Here is a 15871-nt window from a genome sequence, read left to right as displayed (position 1 = left end):
CGCGCCGCAGGCCATCACGAACGCCACCACCACTACGCCCACGCAGAGGAAGCTCACCCACGCCTTGGAGAAGCGACGCCCGAAGAAGAACATCAGCGCCGCCCCCAGCATGGGCAGCAGCGGGATCACCCAGATGTGCTCCAAGAAGAACATTCGCTAGTTCTCAGTTCCCGGTTCCCGGTTGAGCCTTCGTGCCCTTCGTGTTTCCCGTTGTGTCCTTAGTGGTGCGCTATTGGTTCTCCGTTCACCCGATCACCCGATCACCCGATTTCTCACCACTTAAGCAAATCCACCTCATCCACATTGACCGTTTCCTTGTTCCTGAAGAACGCGATCAGGATTCCCAGCCCCACGGCTGCTTCCGCTGCCGCGTCGGTGATCACGAAGATGGAAAACACCTGCCCGTGCAGGCCGTACATGTGGCTGAAGGCCACCAGGTTCAGGTTCACCGCGTTGAGGATCAGCTCGATGGACATGAGGATGATGACCACGTTGCGCCGCGTGAGCACGCCGATGGTCCCGATGGCGAACAGCGCCGCCGCCACGACCAGGTAGTGCAGTGTGCTGATTGGAGTCATTGCAACCTCAGTTCTCAGTTCCCGGTTCCCAGTTCCCAGTTTTCAAATCACCAAGTCAGCAAGTCACCCAATCTCAAATCCTCTTCTTGGCCATGACCACCGCGCCCACGATCGCCACCAGCAGCAGCACCGAAGCGATCTCGAAGGGCAGCAGGTAGTTGACGTAGAGCATCTGCCCGATCTGCTGGGTGTTGGCGCTCTCCGGCAGCGCCGCCGATCTCTCCGGAAACAGCTCATGTCCCTTCAGGTACACGAAGATGAAGATGGCGCCCAGCACCAGCGCCGCCAGGCTGGCCACGAACCACTGGCGGCTGAAGCGGTACTCCTTCTCCGCCCGCTCGATGTTCACCAGCATGATCACGAAGAGGAACAGCACCATGATGCCGCCCACGTACAGGATGATCTGCACGCCGGCGACAAACGGGGCATACAGCATCAGGTAGAGCCCGGCCAGCGAGAGCAGAGTGAAGATCAGCGAGATGGCCGAGTGCACCGGGTTCTTCTGCACGATGACGGCCACGCCCGTCACCAGCGCGATCCCCGCCAGCAGGTAAAAAAAGAAGGTGGTGGCCACGGGCTGGCCGGCGGCCGGCGCCGCTGTCTGCTGCAACAGGCTTGTGGCCAGAAGCATCATTTCTTGTACACCGTGGGCTCCGGCCCTTCCTCCAGGGTCTTGCGGTCCCAGATGAGGCCGTCGCGGGTGTAGCTCGCCAATTCGAAGTCCTGGGTCAACTCCAGCGCGTCGGTGGGGCAGGCGTCTTCGCACAGCCCGCAGAACATGCAGCGGCTCAGGTCGTAGGTGAAGTTGGTGAGTTCCTTGCGCCGGGTGTTGGGATTGCGCTCACTGGAGACCACGATCAGGTGCTCGGGACAGGCCAGCGCGCACAGGTCGCAGGCGATGCACAGGGTCTCGTTGGTCTCCGGGTTCACGTTCAGCCGGGGCGCGCCCCGGTAGCGCTCCGCCACCTGCGGACGCTGCAGCGGATACTGCTCGGTGTAGATCTCCTTGGGATGCTGGTAGCGGAAGGTCAGCGCCAGTCCCTTCAGCAGGTCGACGAGGAAGATCTTGCGAAGCACTTGCGAGGCCGTCATGCCAGCACCCCCACGAGCGCGGTGGCGATCAGCACCGCGATGCCGGTCGGGATCATGAACTTCCAGCCCAGACGCATGAGCTGGTCGAAGCGGTAGCGCGGGAAGGTCCCGCGATACCAGATGTAGAGATACATGAAGACGGCCACCTTGGCGGTGAACCAGAAGATGTCCTGCACGCGGTCGCGCACCGGGGGCGCCAGCAGCACCACCCCGATCCCGCCCAGCACCAGCGCGAAGGCGGCCAGCCCCCAGGTCTGGATGCGGAAGAGCGGGTGCTTGGGCATGCGCATCACCCCGAGGAATCCCACCAGGGCCAGAAAGAAGAAGAGCAGCGCCGGAAAGAGCGAGAAGACGAAGTCCACCGCCCCGCCCTGCCAGTAGCTGCCCAGCGTGATGCTGGGGCCGTGCCAGGAGGAGAAGGGCCGCAGCCAGCCGCCCAGCCAGAGGGTCACCGCGATGGAGGAGACGGCCACCATGGCCGCGTACTCGCCCAGCATGAACAGCGACCAGCGCAGGCCGCTGTACTCGGTGTGGAAGCCGGCGGTCAATTCGCTCTCCGCCTCGGGAAGGTCGAAGGGGGTGCGGTTGGTCTCCGCCACCATGGCCACCGCAAAGACGAAGAAGGCGATCAGTCCCAGGGGAAAGAACTTGAAGACGAACCAGACGTGCTGCGCTTCCTGGGCGCGCACGATGCCGATCATGCTGAGGGTGCCGCCAGCCGGGTTAGCGCCGCCGGTGCCGTAGATCTCTCCCAAAAAGCCGCTGCCCCCGGCGAAACTGGTCATCAGCACCGCCGAAACCACCGCCATACCCATGGCGATCTCGTAGGAGACCATCTGCGCGCTGGAGCGCAGCGAGCCCAGCAGCGGGTAGTGCGAGTTGGAAGCCCAGCCCGCCATGATCACGCCCAGGGTGGCCAACGAGGCCACCCCCAGCATGAACAGCAGGCCGATGTTCATGTCGGTGACCGCGTGCGTGGGCCCGAAGGGCACCACGATGTACACGGTGAAGGCGGCGATGACGATCACCACCGGGGCCAGCCAGAAGACCAGCTTGTCGGCGCCCTCGGGGATGATGTCTTCCTTGATGAAGAGCTTGATGGCGTCGGCGATGGGTTGCAGCAGCCCGTGCGGGCCCACCCTCATGGGCCCCAGCCGCACCTGCATGTGGGCCAGCGCCTTGCGCTCCAGCCAGTTCATCGACATCACCACCAGCGACACCCCGCCGAAGATGATGAGGATGTAGATCAGCGCCCACAGCGGGTCGCCCGCCTGCCCCGGCGTCACATTCGATTTCAGATACTCCAGAAAGCTCTGCATCTCTTCCTTCGTGCCCTTCGTGTCTACCTTTGTGCCCTTGGTGGTTAGACCTTGAAAAAGCTCACCACAAAGGACACAAAGGTCTCACAAAAGGCTCACTGCCAACCGGTGCCCATCACGAAACGTCGGATCCCGTCCTTCAGGTGGACTGTATTGAAGTTCAAGAGCAGACCCAGATTTCTGCCGCTTAGTTTGAGGTACGACAAAAGCTGGGCTTCATGGATCGGTGCGATGCCATCCACGCTCTTTACCTCAATCACCACCACTCCTTCAACAAGCATGTCGACGCGATATCCGACCTCCAGCTTGGTACCTTCATAAACCACTGGCAGCGGAACCTGCGTCTGTACATCCAAACCCCTCAGGCGTAGTTCCTGGGCCAGGCAGGCCTCATAGGCGCTCTCCAGCAACCCCGGCCCGAGGACCGAATGCACCTTCATGGCGGCATCCAAGATCAGGCGACTGACTTCGTTGGCGCTCCGTTTCGCCCTGAGAGGTACAACCGTCATCGCTTCTTCTTTCCTTCGTGGCCTTCGTGTCTACCTTGGTGCTCTTTGTGGTGAGCTTTTTCTTAACGGTCTACTTCTCCTAAGACGATATCGAGAGTGCCAATGACCGCGACCACGTCCGCCACCAGCCCACCGATCACCATCTTGTTCAGCGCCTGCAGGTTGACGAACGAAGGCGGACGCACGCGCACCCGGTAGGGCTGGGTGGAGCCGTCGCTCACCACGAAGTATCCCAGCTCGCCCTTGGGCGCCTCGATGGAGTGGTAGATCTCGCCCACCGGCGGCTTCAGCACCTTGGGGATCTTGGCCATGATGGCGCCTTCGGGGATGCCTTCCACTGCCTGCCGGATGATGCGCAGCGACTGCCGCATCTCCGCCACCCGCACCAGGTAGCGGTCGTAGGTGTCGCCGTTCTGCCCGGTGGGGATCTCGAACTCGAAGTCTTTGTAAGCGGCGTAGGGCTGGGCCTTGCGCAGGTCCCACTTCACCCCGCTGGCGCGCAGCACCGGCCCGGTCACCCCCAGCGCCTTGCAGTCCGGGCCCGACAGGATGCCCACGCCCTTGGTCCGCTGCACCCAGATGCGGTTGGTGGTCAGCAGTTGCTCGTACTCGTCGATCTTGGGCTCGAAGAAGTCGCAGAACCTCTTCACGTCCTGCTCGAAGCCCTCGTAGGTCTCGTACTGGCAGCCGCCGATGCGGAAGGAGTGGGTGGTCAGCCGCGCCCCGCAGTACTTCTCGAAGATCTTGAGGATCTCTTCCCGGTCGCGGAAGGTATAGAAGAGCGGGGTCATGGCCCCGATGTCGAGGGCGTGGGTGCCCAGCCAGAGCTGGTGGCTGGCGATACGGTTCAACTCGGTGAGGATGACGCGGATGTACTGCGCCCGCGGCGGCGCCTCCACGTTCAGCAGCTTCTCCACTGCCTCGCAGTAGCCCAGCCCGTTGGAGACCGCGGCCACGTAATCCATGCGGTCCACGTAGGGGTTGAACATGGCATAGGTGCGGTGCTCGGCGATCTTCTCCACCCCGCGGTGCAGGTAGCCGATCACGCACTCCGTGCCCAGCACCTTCTCGCCGTCCAACTTCAGGATGACGCGCAGCACGCCGTGGGTGGAAGGATGCTGCGGCCCCATGTTGAGGACCAGTTCGGTGGCGTCCAGGAAGGTAGGGTCTTTCTTTTCCTCGAAGGCCAGGATGGGGTCGGTGCGGGTGGTGGACTCGCTCATTGGCCGCTCTCGATCCCCAGGTTGATCTGCACCCATTCCTGGTCCTGCTGGATGATGCCGTAGTCCTTGCGCAAGGGATGGCCCTTCCAGCCGTCGGGCAGCAGGATGCGGCGCAGGTCAGGATGGCCGTCGAAGCGGAGGCCGAACATGTCGTACACTTCCCGCTCCAGCCAGTTGGCGCTCTCCCACAGCGAGGTGGCGCTGGGCGCGCTCTCGCCCTCGGCGATCATGGTCTTGATGCGCACGCGCTCGTTGCGCACGAAGGAATAGAGGACCCAGAGCACGTCGAACTGCTTCTCCCGCTTGGGATAGTGGACGGCGGTGACGTCGACGCAGTAGTCGAACTGCTCCTCGTCGCGCATCGCCTGCAGCACCGGCAGCACGATGCTGGGGTCGGCGATCACGTAGTTCTGGCCCAGGTAGGTGAAGGGCTGGAGGCCGGAACCGAAGCGCTGGCGCAGCCGCGTGACCATCTCCGACTCCCAGGGCAGGGGCACCGGCCCCGCCGGCTTGGGTGGAGGCGCGGGCGCGGCTGGCTTGGCGGCGGGCGGAGCGGCAGCGCCAGGTGCGGCCGGCTTCTCCGACGGTGCGGCAGCGCCTTCGGAGGGCTTGGGAGGAGCGGGCTGATCGCTGCCTTTGGTCTCGTCGGCCATGTTCCCTGAAGCGTGGCGCGGTTCGGAAGAACGTTATTTTGTAACAGCTTGCAGAAAGGGTGTCAACGGAACCAAATCACTGCGACAGGTGATGAAAATCACAACAGCAGCGGATGCGAAACTCCGCAGTCTCAGATCCACTCCAGGGCGCCCTTCTTCCAGATCCAGACGTACCCCACGATCAGGATGGCGAGGAACACCATCATCTCCACGAACCCAAATAGCCCCAGCGCCTTGTACTGCACTGCCCACGGGAACAAGTACACCGTTTCAATATCAAATAAGACGAAGAGGATGGCGACGATGTAGAAGCGGACGGTGTAGCGCTGGCGGGAGTCGCCGATGGGGTCCACACCGCACTCATAGGGCATGAGCTTGATCTTCTCCGGCTTGCTGGGGCGCACCAGCTTGGCCACGATGAGGGTAGCGGGGATGAGCACCGCCACCACCGCCGCGAAGATGAAGATGGGAACGTAATTGCTCGGCATGGTTCCTCGCGCGAACAGAAAATAGTACGCCCTTCCCCGCGTGGCGGCAACCGCGGTTGCTATAATCCCTGCTTCGCATCGCGGACGAATCCGTGGCCCTCGACGAAAAAATCTACGCGCAGCGGCGCGCCAAGCTGAAGCAGATCGAGGCGCTGGGCCAAGCCGCCTATCCCACGCGCTTCCCCGCCACCCACACCGTGCCGGAGATCCTGGCAGGCTACTCCGGCAGATCCGGCGAGGAGTTGGAAAGGGAGCGGGTGACGGTGCGGGTAGCGGGGCGCATCATGGCCATCCGCCTGATGGGCAAAGCGGGCTTCGCGCACCTGCAGCAGGGCGGCCAGCGCCTGCAGATCTACGTGAAGAAGGATGCGGTCGGCGACAACGGCTTCGAACTCTACCGCCTGCTCGATCTCGGCGACCAGGTGGGCGTGGCCGGCTACCTGTTCCGAACCAAGACCGGCGAACTCTCGGTGCACGTGGACGAGCTGACCTTCCTGGCCAAAGCCCTGCTGCCGCTGCCGGAGAAGTGGCACGGCCTGCAGGACGTGGAACTGCGCTACCGCCAGCGCTATCTCGACCTGGTGATGAACCCGGAGGTGCGCGAGGTCTTCGTGAAGCGCAGCCGCATCATCCAGGCCATCCGGCACTTCTTCGACGGGCGCGGCTTCATCGAGGTCGAGACCCCGATGATGCAGCCCATCGCCGGAGGCGCGGCCGCGCGCCCTTTCATCACCCACCACAACACGCTCGACCTCGACCTGTATCTGCGGATCGCGCCCGAGCTCTACCTGAAGCGGCTGACGGTGGGGGGCCTGGACCGCGTCTACGAGATCAACCGCAACTTCCGCAACGAAGGCATCGACCGGATGCACAACCCCGAGTTCACCATGCTGGAGTTCTACCAGGCCTACGCCGACTACAAGGACCTGATGGAGCTGACCGAAGCCATGTTCCGGCAGGTGGCGGAGGAGGCGAACGGCTCGACGCGGGTGACGTTCGAGGGCCACGAGATCGACTTCGCGCAGTGGCAGCGGCTCTCCATGCGCGAGGCCATCGTGAAGTACTGGCCGGAGAAGGCGGGCGCGAAGCCGGCGCTGTCCGACTTCGCCGACGCCGCGTCGCTCAAGAAGCTGGTGGAGCGGCTGAACGCCAGCCGCGCCCACGGCCCGAAGGGCGTGACCGTGTCCGCGCCTGCGCGCCTGGACGGCGTGGGGGTGGAGAGCATCGAGCACGTGGCCTTCGACGCCGACCCCGGTCGCACCATCGTGGCGCTATTCGAGGCGGTGGCGGAGCGGCAACTCATCCCGCCCACCATCCTCTACGACTTCCCCAAGTCGGTCTCGCCGCTCTCGAAAGACAAAGCCGGCGAGCCCGGCTGGGTGGAGCGCTTCGAGGTGTTCATCGCCGGCATGGAGCTGGGCAACGCCTTCAGCGAGTTGAACGACCCGGAGGAGCAGCAGCGGCGCTTCGAGGAACAGGTACGGGCGCGGCAGAAGGGCGACGAGGAGGCTATGGCCGAGGTGGACCACGACTACGTGCGCGCGCTCAGCTACGGCCTGCCCCCCACCGGGGGCATGGGCGTGGGCATCGACCGCCTGGTCATGCTGCTGACGGGCTCACGCTCCATCCGCGACGTCGTCCTCTTCCCCCTGCTGCGGCCGGAGAAGATCACGGAATCAACCACAGAGGACACAGAGGGCACAGAGAAGAAATCTTTGTGAGATGTCCTCCTTCGCGAGGCGAAGCCGAGCGGAGGATCTGTTGCTGCGGCTTGCGCCACCGGATTGGTTGCGCTGGCGTTATCGTCAGATCCTCAACGAGCGTGCTTCCTTCGTGTCTGCTTCGTGTCCTTCGTGGTTCAGCTTTTCAAATCTCACCACGAAGGACACAAAGGATCACACAAAGGGCACGAAGGAATGCGAGGCGGCAGGGGAAGATGACGGCGAAGCAATTGTTGCGGCGGCTACGGAAGTATCCTCCCTACCTGGGCGCGGGCGTGCGCGTGACCGAGCTGGCGGAAGACTTCAAGACCATCGGCGTGGAAATGCCGCTGCGCTTCTACAACCGCAACTACGTGGGCACGCACTTCGGCGGGTGGTGGCCTACTTGGCTACCGTATGCTGGCGGCTGTTCTTCCCACTCACCCGCTAGTCTTCCAGAGGAAAGGAAGCGTCAGGCCGCCGGCTTCTTGCGCAGGGAGTCGGCGAGAATGCCGATAGCGAAGCAGGCCGGGGCCGGGGAGAGCGCCATCCATCCTCCCGCGTGCTTGCTCCACTCCTTCTCGCCGAGGACGGCGCCGTCCACCGTCTCGGTGCGGCCGTCGCTGTAGGTGACCTGATAGGTGCCCTGGTAGCCGTAGAAGGTGTCGGGGCGATGCAGCACGGGCAGCGTCACCCGCCAGAAGATCGCCGCCGCGGCCAGCAGCAGCAGCGCCGGCGCGGCCAGGGACGGGGCCTTCATCTTCTCCAGGATGCCGGTGATCAGCAGCGAGGCGATAGCGGCGCCGATGCCGACCCCCATCGCCACACCTACGCCCGAGCCGTCGAGAAAGTGACCGCTCAGCAGGTAGGTCAGGACCAGGACCCCGATCGCGAAGACCAGAATGAGGATGATGCCGAGGGCCCCGCCCTTGCGGGGAGCGCTTGCGTCCGCCATGGTGCTCTCCTTTGGGGGAAGCGGAATTGTAGCGCAGAATCGAGGCGTCAGACCTCAGACGTCGGACGTCGGCAAGACAATCTGCAATCTGAAATCTCAAATCGGCACTGGGTAGAATAGGCCGCATGCTGCAAGCTGCGGATCGCGATCGTCTGCGGGTGGTGCTGGTGGCCACGCGCAACCCGCTGAACCTGGGGGCGGCGGCGCGCGCCATGAGCAACTTCGGCTTTCTGCGGCTGCGCGTGGTCAATCCCTACGAGGTGGCCTTCCGCGAGGCGCGCTCGGCGGTGGGCGCCGAGCCCCTGCTGGCCGAGGCCGAAGAATTCAAGAGCGTGGCCGAGGCGGTGGCTGACTGCTCGCTGGTGGTGGGGACGACGGCCGCGCGCGGGCGCCAGCCACAGCATCCCCTGAGGCGGCTGGAAGAGGGGGCGGCGCTCATCCGCCGGCGGCTGAAGAGCGGGCGCGTGGCCCTGGTCTTTGGATCAGAGAAGCGCGGGCTCTCCAACGAAGACTTCAGCCACTGCCACTGGCTGCTGCGCATCCCCACGCGCGCCGAGCGTCCTTCCATGAACCTGGCGCAGGCGGTGGCGGTGTGCCTGTACGAGTTGGCGCGGGAGGCGCGGCCGGCGCCCGCGGAGAAGGTGAGGCCAGCGGCGGCGGGCGAGGTGGAGCGGCTGACCGAGGTGCTGCTGGAGACGCTGGCGGCGAGCGGGTATCTGAAGCCGCGCGCGGGCGCGGCGACGCGGGAGAAGATCCGCCGGCTGGTGCGGCGGCTAGGGCTGCCGGCCTCCGATGCCAATGTTTGGCTGGGCATGTTGCGGCAGGTGGCGTGGAAGTTGCGGAAGGGGTAGTCGCCGGTCGCCAGAAAAGCACACCACAAAGGGCACAAAGGCGGAGACGAAGGGCACGAAGGAAAACAAAGTTCCCAAGCGCGGCGGCGAACATCTAAACTGCTGGGAAGCACGGCCGAGGGCGGCTGTGCCACACGGGAGCGGCTATCCACACAGGAGGCCGACTCGGCCAGCGACGAACGACCAACGACGAACGACTGAAACAAGCAGGTACCCATCCATGGGATTTGACTTCGACCGCGAAACCCGCCGCAAGCTCGGCTACCAGCTGATCGACGCCATCAACGACTACTTCTCTTCCCTGCCCGAGCGTGCCGTCCAGCTTCCCCTGGAAGCGCGCACTTTCGGCCAATTGAGCGACCGCATGCCCGATCTGGGCGCAAGCGCCGAGGCCGTCCTCGACGAGGCCTGCCGCGAGCTGGTGGACAAGGGCTTCCACGTCCCCAGCGCCAACTACTTCGGGCTGATGAACCCCACGCCCACCTATATGGCGGTGCTGGCGGAGGCGCTGGTGGCGGCGCTGAATCCGCAACTGGCCACGCTGGCGCGCTCGCAACTGGCCTCGAAGATCGAGAGCGAGTCGGTGCGCTGGATCGGGGAGAGGATTTGGAGAAGTGCAGATCCCTCGCCTGCGGCTCGGGATGACAAGAATCGAAAGGTCGCGTTCGACGGCACCTTCACCAGCGGCGGCAACGAAGCCAATTTCAGCGCGCTGGCGCTGGCCCTGGCGACGCACTTCCCGGAGTCGGTGGAGGAAGGTGTGGCCGCGATCGGCGCGAAGCCGGTGCTCTACGCCTCGGCGGAATCGCACCATTCGCTGGACAAGTCGGCGGGACTGCTGGGGCTGGGACGCAGGGCGCTGCGACGGGTCGCGGTCAACGAGCGCGCGCAGATGGAGGTCGCCAAGCTGGAAGCAGCCATTGCGCGCGACCGCGCCCTCGGACATCGCCCCTTCTGCGTGGTGGGGACCGCGGGCACCACCAATTCCGGCGCCATCGACGACCTGGAAGCGCTGGCCGCCGTCTGCCGCCGCGAGCAACTGTGGCTGCACGTGGACGGCGCCTATGGCGCCGCCGCCGTCTTCTCCGACCGGCACCGCGAGTTGGTGCGCGGACTGGAGCAGGCGGACTCCATCACCCTCGACCCGCACAAGTGGCTGGCCATGCCCTTCGCCGCGGGCGTGGTGCTGACCTCGCACCCGGAGAGCCTGCAGGCGGCCTTCGCGGTGGCCACGCCCTATATGCCACGGGTGGCCGGGGCGCAACTGCTGGACAACTTCAAGGTGAGCGCGCAGTGGTCGCGGCGCATGAACTCGCTGAAGTTCTGGCTGACGCTGCGGGTGCACGGCCGGCTGGCCTACGAGGAGATGATCGACCGGCAGCTCAAGCTGGCGGCGGGCTTCTCCGCCTGGGTGCGGCGCTCGGAGGATTACGAACTGGCTCTGGAGCCGCAGTTGCCCATCGTGAACTTCCGCGTCCAGGGCGGGAACGAAGAAGAGGTTGCGGCCGCCAACGCCGCGGTGGTGGACGCAGTCACGCGCGACGGGCGGCAGTGGATCTCGCTGACCCGGGTCAGCGGGCGCAGCGTGATGCGCATGATGGTGATCAGCTATCTCACCGGGGAGAGCAACCTGGAGCAGCTCCAGGAGGCGCTGGTGCGCGCCGCCGAGGCGGTGCCGGCGCGCACACGAGCGCGGTGACAACGGCGGTTGCTTTCCCGCGAGCCAGCCTCGACAATTGAAGGGCTGGACTCCGCGGCCGCTATGTACCCTGCTCGAACGCGCGCGCACATCCTGCCTGCCCGGCCGGGACGGGCGCGGCTGCTCCCGGTCCTCGGCCTGCTGCTGACGCTCGCGGCGAGCGGGCTGCCGGCGCAGAACAATCACGACGCCGACCATGGCTCCAGCACGAGTCCTTTTCCCAGCCTGAGCGCGCAGGAGCTGGTGCGGCGCGCCGCCCAGGCCGACCTGAAGGAAGAAGACCCACCCCACTACCAGATGTACCGGGCACAGCGGGAGCAGCCGGCGGGATCGCGGATCACGCTGCGGGTGGAGACCCCGCAAGGCCCGGTGGGACGCCTGCTCTCCCTCGACGGGCGCCCGCTCACCGCGGACGAGATGGCGGAGGTGGAGAAGGACCAGCAGCGCATCCTGCGCGATCCCGCCTGGGTCAGCAAAGACCAGAAGCAGTTCCAGGAGGAGTCGGAGCGGCGACGGCGGGCGCTGGAAGCCCTGCCCGACGCCTTCCTCTACCAATACGACGGGGTGGAGCCGGACGGGCTGGTGCGCATCCGGTTCCAGCCCAACCCCAAGTTCGAGCCGACCTTCCGCGAGGGCCAGGCCTTTGCCAGCATGGACGGGCAGGTGTGGATCGATCCCAGGGCGGAACGCGTGGTGCGCATCCACACGCAACTGTTCCGCGACGTGGATTTCGGCTGGGGGATCATCGGGCGGCTGTACAAGGGCGGGCACATCGAGATCGAGAACGGGCGCATCCCCGACGGCACCTGGCGGGTCACCCGCATCGACGTGGACCTGAGCTACCGCATCCTGTTCAGCAAGAAGCGGGCACAGCAGAGGGTGAGCTACTCGGATTTTCAGGCGGTGCCCGCCACGCTGAGCCTGGAACAGGCGGTGGAATTGTTGCGGCAACACGCTCAAGCCGCCGACGGGGGAAGGTAAGACATGCTCGAGGCGCTGCGGGAGGCGCTGGAGCGGCCGTGGCGCCCGCTGTCGCGGCCGGCGCTGGCGGCGTGGCTGGCCTTCTACGCGCTCTTCCTGCTCTACGCGCTGGTCGCCCACGGCGGCTACCTCTTCATCGACAACGTGAATCTGGTGGTGCACGAGGCCGGGCACGCCCTGTTCGGATGGTTCGGAGAGACGCTGGGCCTGATGGGCGGGACGCTTTTCCAGTTGCTGGTGCCGCTGCTCCTGGCGACCTACTTCTTCTTCCAGCGTCAGACAGCGGCCACCGCTTTCTGCTCCTTCTTTTTCTTCGAGAACTTCCTGCCCATCGCCACTTACATGGCGGACGCGCGGGCGCAGCAGTTGCCGCTGGTGTCGATCGGCGGCGGGGAGGACGTGGAGCACGACTGGTTCGTCATGCTCTCGCGGGTGGGGCTCTTGCAGTGGGACACGCGCCTGGCCTTGGTGGTGCGGCTGCTGGGCTGGGCGGGGATGCTGGCGACGGTGGGATGGCTGGCGTGGCGGGCGCGAGCGGCGGAGCGCTCCTGAGACGGCGGGGCAGCCGCGCCCGCGCCCGCCGGCATCCAAGAGGCCAGGGGCGGAACTTGCCCGCGGCACCGCGGGCGGCTACTGTAAGCGCAGGGCGTGACTTCTGATGAGACTGGAGCCGAGGACGAGCAGGTGCGGTGGACGGCTTGCCTTCTGGGCGGCCGTGGCGGGCGTGGCGGCGTTGCTCAGCCTGCCGGCGCGCGCGCAAGAGGACCGGTGGCCGCGCTGCGTGCCGCCGCAGAGCGCGGCCCAGGCTCCTCCTCCGACCTCGGCTTCGCCCGTTCCGTCGCAGAACCTCAGCCCGCCGGCGAGTCCAGCGCCGCCAGCGACGCCGGCTCCCGCCGCGACGGCGCCCGCGGCGCCTGTCGTGCCCCCGGGAAGCCGCAAGCTGGGAGCCGAGGTGGACGTGGGCGGCCAGCCGGCATGGACCGACACCGGCCTGGACATCCAGCCCGGCGACAAGATCACGGTCACCGCATCCGGGCAGGTGAGCTACACCGGCAAGAGTTGCGGGCCGGAGGGCCTGCCGCGGGGCTGGCTCGACCTGATCCGCTCGCTGCCCGTGAATGCGGCGGGCACCGGCGCGCTCATCGGCAAGATCGGCAGCGACGGCAACGAGGTGCCTTTCCTGGTGGGCGCGAGCAAGGAGATCACCGCCGCCCGCGGCGGGCGCCTCTACCTGGGCCTGAATCAGGCGGGCAACGATAGCGCCGAGGGCAGCTTCCACGCCAGGATCTCGATCGCGCCGGGGAAAGCGGCGGGCGCGGGCCCGGCGGCGGCGGCGGTCAAACTCGATCCCGAGTTGCTGCGCCAGATCCCGCGGCGGGTGGTGGACGCCCAGGGCAATCCCGGCGACATGGTCAACTTCCTGCTGGTGGGCCCGGAGGAGAAGGTCGCCGCGGCCTTTGAGGCGGCCGGGTGGGTGCAGGTGGACCGCACCAACCAGGAGGCGGTGCTGCACGCGGTGCTGGCCACGCTCAGCAAGGAAGCCTACGTGCAAATGCCCATGAGCGAGCTGTATCTGTTCGGGCGGGCGCAGGATTACGGCCTGGCGCGTGCCGAGCCGGCGGTGGTGGTGGCGCAGCGCCATCACCTGCGGTTGTGGAAGACGCCGCTCACCATGAACGGGCAGACGGTGTGGGCGGGCGCCGCCACCCACGATCTGGGCTTCGAGAAAGACCAGCGCACCGGGGGCATCACCCACCATATCGATCCCGCCGTGGACGACGAGCGCGAGTTCGTGGGCCAGACCTTGAATGCCACCGGGCTGCTGAGCGGGCTCGACCACGCCACTCCCGCCGACCCGCTCCAGGGCGACTTCCAGACCGCCACGGGTGGCAGCTTCCACTCCGACGGAAGAGTGCTGATCCTCGTGCTCAAGTAGGCGGCGAGCGCGATCGCGCGACTCCCGCCCCCGGCATCGCATCTACAATAGAGAAGGAAGGATCAGCCTATGCAACTCACTATCTCCAACGAGGAATGCAGCCTGTTGGCCAGCATCCTCACCACCTACCGCGCCAATCTGCGCGCGGAGATCTACCGCACCGAGGGCGCGGACTTCAAGAAGCTGCTCAAGCGGGAAGAAGAGCTGCTCGACCGCCTGCTGCAGGAGCTGCAGGCGCAGGTCCCGGCCTGAAGGCGGCATCAGCCGTCGAGGAAGCGGGCGCGCTCCTCGGGCGTGGGCAGCGGGCGGCTTTCGTAACGCCCAAAGAGGCGGTAGCGGTGGCGCGCGACAAAGTCGTACAGCGCGTCGCGCAGCCGCCGGGGCAGCCAGCGGAAGAGCGCCGCCGGGAGGGAGAAGCCGGGCAGCCCGCGCGCGAGGCAGGCGACGGCCTCCGAGCGCGCCAGTAGGCGCTCCCCGGGAGCGCCGGGGTCGAGCACCAGGTAGAAGGTGCCGGGATCGGAGGAGCCGGCGGCGGGCAGCGTGATGCCGTGCCGCGACAGGATGGCTCGCCCGGCCGCCCCCTGCAACGGCGCGAAGCGGAAGACGCCATCGCGGTCGCGGCGCAGAGTGCGGCGCACCATGGTGTTGCAGAATCCGCAGAGGCCGTCAAAGAGGACGACTGGATGCCCGCCCGGAGCTGAATTCCCCTCGCTCATTCCACGCACTGACAGCGTTCAAAGATAGTAGTCCCAGAGCTCCCTTCAGCCACTCCATGAGTCCCTCCAAGCCTCGTCCTGCCTGGGGACGGGCGCGGGCGAAGGCGGTTTGCGCACGTCGGGGCGCTCGCGCGGAGTCTCCCGGGGAATGAAGCGCCCGATCACCCAGCCCAGCAGCAGCACCGAGAGCACCAGGCCGGCGAAGGCCCACTCCAGTTGGCGGGCCAGGGTGAAGACGAAGGGCTCGCCGGCGCCCGCGGCCAGGCGCATGTGCAGCGCGAAGATCAGGGGCACGAAGACCACGGCGATGCCGGAGAAGGCCGCCCAGAAGCGGGCGCGAGCGTGGTTGCCGCAGAGATCTTCCAGGATCTGCAGCAGGGGCGGGCGCAGGTAGAGGAAGGTGGCCAGGCAGGCGGCCAGGGCCAGGCCCAGGCCGCAGAGGAAGGGGAGCGCGGCGGCGGTCATCGGGATTCCTCCTTTCTGGTTCCTGTCGTCAGTTTGTTCTGTACGGACAGAAACACAATCCCAAAAAAAATCTTCAGCCGGCCTGGAAGTGCAGCAGCTTGCGCAGCTTGCCGCGCATGTGGCCCAGGGCGCGCACCGCGCCCGGGGGCATCTGCCGGACTTCCTCATACAAGCCGGTCATGGTCTCGAAGAACTCGGACATCTCGTGCAGACGCTCGCGGAAGTAGGCGTCGCCGCGCTCCGCCTCGGCCAGGCACTGCCGCAGCAGCTCGCGGGTGGGGTCCACCTCGCGGCGCTTGCGCTGCTCGATGATGAGGCGGAACATCTCCCAGACGTCCTTGAGCGCCTGGTAGTGCTCGCGGCGGTCGCCCAGGATGTGCACGGGGTGGACCAAGCCCCAGCTCTGCAGTTCGCGCAGGCTGGTGGAGACGTTGGAGCGGGCCACGGAGAGGGTGCGGGCGATCTCGTCGGCGGGCAGGGGCTGGGGCGCCAGATAGAGCAGGGCGTGGATCTGGGCGACGGTGCGGTTGATGCCCCAGCGCGTGCCCATCTCCCCCCAGTGCAGGATGTAGCGCTTCTTGGTCTCGGAGAGCGTGGTCATATCGTCCGTCGTTTCTGTACAGACAGAATATACTGAATGCGATGGCGGTCTGTCAAGAGGGCCCGAGGCCTGGAGGGGCGCGGACCTAGAGCTTCTGTAGCAGCT

At 66.1% G+C, this 15871-nt stretch carries 19 protein-coding genes; 7 read left to right on the top strand and 12 right to left on the bottom strand.

Features of this window, described 5'->3' with window-relative positions; genetic code table 11:
- Positions 1 to 272 precede the first annotated feature (272 nt).
- The 8 genes from nuoK to VEG08_14115 form a co-directional block, all read right to left on the bottom strand.
- A complete protein-coding gene (gene nuoK, locus VEG08_14150; protein HXZ29131.1) occupies positions 273 to 578 on the bottom strand; it encodes an NADH-quinone oxidoreductase subunit NuoK in 306 nt (101 codons plus the stop codon).
- A 73-nt stretch (positions 579 to 651) separates the two neighbouring features.
- Entirely contained in the window at positions 652 to 1209 is a 558-nt protein-coding gene (locus VEG08_14145) for an NADH-quinone oxidoreductase subunit J (GenBank protein HXZ29130.1), read from the bottom strand.
- Positions 1209 to 1670, bottom strand: coding sequence for an NADH-quinone oxidoreductase subunit I (locus tag VEG08_14140; protein ID HXZ29129.1), 462 nt, complete (start codon positions 1668 to 1670; stop codon positions 1209 to 1211). Before VEG08_14140 ends, VEG08_14145 begins: the two co-directional genes overlap by 1 nt.
- Positions 1667 to 2989, bottom strand: coding sequence for a complex I subunit 1 family protein (locus VEG08_14135; GenBank protein ID HXZ29128.1), 1323 nt, complete (start codon positions 2987 to 2989; stop codon positions 1667 to 1669). Before VEG08_14135 ends, VEG08_14140 begins: the two co-directional genes overlap by 4 nt.
- Positions 2990 to 3084: 95 nt before the next feature.
- On the bottom strand, positions 3085 to 3498 hold the full coding sequence (locus tag VEG08_14130; GenBank protein ID HXZ29127.1) for a GxxExxY protein: 414 nt from the start codon (positions 3496 to 3498) through the stop codon (positions 3085 to 3087).
- 62 nt (positions 3499 to 3560) lie between these two features.
- A complete protein-coding gene (locus VEG08_14125) occupies positions 3561 to 4721 on the bottom strand; it encodes an NADH-quinone oxidoreductase subunit D (protein ID HXZ29126.1) in 1161 nt (386 codons plus the stop codon).
- Positions 4718 to 5374, bottom strand: coding sequence for an NADH-quinone oxidoreductase subunit C (locus VEG08_14120; protein HXZ29125.1), 657 nt, complete (start codon positions 5372 to 5374; stop codon positions 4718 to 4720). Before VEG08_14120 ends, VEG08_14125 begins: the two co-directional genes overlap by 4 nt.
- 131 nt (positions 5375 to 5505) lie before the next feature.
- On the bottom strand, positions 5506 to 5862 hold the full coding sequence (locus VEG08_14115; protein HXZ29124.1) for an NADH-quinone oxidoreductase subunit A: 357 nt from the start codon (positions 5860 to 5862) through the stop codon (positions 5506 to 5508).
- 92 nt (positions 5863 to 5954) lie between these two features.
- On the opposite strand from VEG08_14115, the gene lysS reads away from it, so the two are divergent.
- Positions 5955 to 7583 (top strand): lysine--tRNA ligase, encoded by a 1629-nt coding sequence (lysS, locus tag VEG08_14110; protein ID HXZ29123.1) that lies wholly within the window; start codon positions 5955 to 5957, stop codon positions 7581 to 7583.
- Between the two features lie 451 nt (positions 7584 to 8034).
- Here the strand turns inward: lysS and VEG08_14105 are convergent, their stop codons facing one another.
- A complete protein-coding gene (locus VEG08_14105; protein HXZ29122.1) occupies positions 8035 to 8517 on the bottom strand; it encodes a hypothetical protein in 483 nt (160 codons plus the stop codon).
- A 125-nt stretch (positions 8518 to 8642) separates the two neighbouring features.
- On the opposite strand from VEG08_14105, the gene VEG08_14100 reads away from it, so the two are divergent.
- From VEG08_14100 to VEG08_14075, 6 genes are all read left to right on the top strand, one after another.
- Entirely contained in the window at positions 8643 to 9368 is a 726-nt protein-coding gene (locus VEG08_14100) for a TrmJ/YjtD family RNA methyltransferase (GenBank protein ID HXZ29121.1), read from the top strand.
- 220 nt (positions 9369 to 9588) lie between these two features.
- Positions 9589 to 11067 carry a pyridoxal-dependent decarboxylase gene (locus VEG08_14095; protein ID HXZ29120.1) on the top strand — a complete coding sequence of 493 codons (1479 nt, stop codon included), beginning with the start codon at positions 9589 to 9591 and terminating at the stop codon, positions 11065 to 11067.
- A gap of 63 nt (positions 11068 to 11130) precedes the next feature.
- Positions 11131 to 12048: a hypothetical protein gene (locus VEG08_14090; protein ID HXZ29119.1), complete on the top strand. Its 918-nt coding sequence runs from the start codon at positions 11131 to 11133 to the stop codon at positions 12046 to 12048.
- A 3-nt stretch (positions 12049 to 12051) separates the two neighbouring features.
- Entirely contained in the window at positions 12052 to 12600 is a 549-nt protein-coding gene (locus VEG08_14085) for a hypothetical protein (GenBank protein ID HXZ29118.1), read from the top strand.
- 367 nt (positions 12601 to 12967) lie between these two features.
- Complete coding sequence (locus tag VEG08_14080) at positions 12968 to 13984, top strand: LssY C-terminal domain-containing protein (GenBank protein ID HXZ29117.1); 1017 nt, start codon at positions 12968 to 12970, stop codon at positions 13982 to 13984.
- Positions 13985 to 14053: 69 nt separating this feature from the next.
- Positions 14054 to 14236: a hypothetical protein gene (locus VEG08_14075; protein ID HXZ29116.1), complete on the top strand. Its 183-nt coding sequence runs from the start codon at positions 14054 to 14056 to the stop codon at positions 14234 to 14236.
- An 8-nt stretch (positions 14237 to 14244) separates the two neighbouring features.
- Here the strand turns inward: VEG08_14075 and VEG08_14070 are convergent, their stop codons facing one another.
- The 3 genes from VEG08_14070 to VEG08_14060 form a co-directional block, all read right to left on the bottom strand.
- The gene (locus VEG08_14070) at positions 14245 to 14700 is read right to left on the bottom strand and encodes a DCC1-like thiol-disulfide oxidoreductase family protein (GenBank protein ID HXZ29115.1); all 456 of its coding nucleotides are present in this window, start codon (positions 14698 to 14700) and stop codon (positions 14245 to 14247) included.
- A gap of 45 nt (positions 14701 to 14745) precedes the next feature.
- Entirely contained in the window at positions 14746 to 15165 is a 420-nt protein-coding gene (locus tag VEG08_14065) for a hypothetical protein (protein HXZ29114.1), read from the bottom strand.
- Positions 15166 to 15238: 73 nt separating this feature from the next.
- Positions 15239 to 15766 (bottom strand): MarR family transcriptional regulator, encoded by a 528-nt coding sequence (locus tag VEG08_14060; GenBank protein HXZ29113.1) that lies wholly within the window; start codon positions 15764 to 15766, stop codon positions 15239 to 15241.
- Between the last annotated feature and the right edge of the window lie 105 nt (positions 15767 to 15871).

This window comes from Terriglobales bacterium, from assembly GCA_035624475.1.
Lineage (GTDB): Bacteria > Acidobacteriota > Terriglobia > Terriglobales > Acidobacteriaceae > DASPRL01.
Note: the sequence above shows the minus strand (reverse complement) of the source record. Positions and strands in the feature narration are given on the sequence as shown.